Genomic DNA, 1,383 nt, shown 5'->3' with positions numbered 1-1,383 from the left:
CGTATGCTACTGATTTCTGTGTACAGTAAATTGGTAAGCTCATGTATATTAGCGTATTACAACGAAATAAGAAAAATAGAAAGTCGCGGCATTTCAAGCGGAGGGTCGTTGAAGTTTTTCGAGCCGAGATTGCCGAAGCCCCCGACATTGAACGACACCTGCACATTTCCCTGACGGAATTACGCCGTTTGAACCGATGGTATTTCAAGCACCGATTAGCTCCCTATTTGTACCCTTATCGCTGTTACAAATCCATGAAGAAGCACAACCAAGATGCATACGTCAAAGCGCTCGAACGACGCCTGGCGGCTACCGAAGAGGAAAATAAGCTCCTTAAGCTTAAAGCTGAAGCATATCAGACGGCCATCCAAATTGCCGAAGAACAGTTTCAGATCCCGATCTTAAAAAAGTCTGGCACCAAACAGTCAACCAACTGACTCGTCGCTATCCCCTGGTGGGCATGGAGCAGTTATGTGGGCTATTTGGGTTGACACGACAAGCTTGGTATGCGGCTACCCGGCGTCAGGAAAAACTGGGCTTCCAGGCAGCCATTGTTCTGGCTGAAGTCAGGCGATTGCGAAGACAGGTTGCGGGCTTGGGAACGACTAAACTGTATGAATTGATGCAGGAATTCCTGGCTTCTCATCAAATCAAGCTAGGGCGCGATAGGCTGCACAACCTACTAAAAGTCAATGGTTTGCTATTAACAAGGAAACGATCCAGAGTCAAAACTACCGACTCTGATCATGATTTGGAGAAGTATCCTAACCAAGTTAAAGAACTTAAACCGAATCGAGTTGGTCAGCTCTGGGTGAGTGATTTGAGTTACATTCGGGTGGGGATTGGCTTTGCTTATTTGTCGGTAATTATGGATGCGTACTCACGTAAAATTGTGGGCTGGTCGTTTCACAAAACGTTAGAAGCCAAAGGGCCTGTGGCGGCCCTGGAGATGGCGTTTAAGACGCATAGCCAAACCGATCAACCGCTTATTCATCATTCCGATCGGGGTGTTCAATATTGTTCCGGCGCTTATGTGGATCGACTGCGTCAAGCCAAGATTATCATTAGTATGACCGAGTCGGGCGACCCAAATGAGAATGCTCTAGCGGAGCGGGTTTTTCGAACTTTAAAGGAGGAGTTTCATCTGTGGGGATTCCCTACTTTTGGCATGGCCGTTTCGGCTATTGAGCAGGCCATTGACGCTTACAATTCGGTCCGACCGCATGCGTCTTTAGGCTACAAAACGCCTAATCAGGCTCATCAAGGTCAAGGCCATCAGTCACTAAAATGGTATCCGTATAAAAAAGTTCGGTACGGAAATGTGCAATACCAAGCTGATAATCAGTTTTGTTCCCCTTTGTAAACCTATTCCAGTAGCATACG

General features: G+C 46.9%; 2 protein-coding genes. Both read left to right on the top strand.

The window, feature by feature from the left end; translation table 11 throughout:
• Positions 1 to 254: 254 nt before the first annotated feature.
• The gene (locus tag ACYVHB_RS32825) at positions 255 to 437 is read left to right on the top strand and encodes a hypothetical protein (protein ID WP_461056308.1); all 183 of its coding nucleotides are present in this window, start codon (positions 255 to 257) and stop codon (positions 435 to 437) included.
• Between the two features lie 23 nt (positions 438 to 460).
• Positions 461 to 1,363 carry an IS3 family transposase gene (locus ACYVHB_RS32820; protein WP_461056306.1) on the top strand — a complete coding sequence of 301 codons (903 nt, stop codon included), beginning with the start codon at positions 461 to 463 and terminating at the stop codon, positions 1,361 to 1,363.
• Positions 1,364 to 1,383 lie beyond the last annotated feature (20 nt).

It is taken from the genome of Spirosoma arcticum (genome assembly GCF_054779955.1).
Note: the sequence above shows the minus strand (reverse complement) of the source record. Positions and strands in the feature narration are given on the sequence as shown.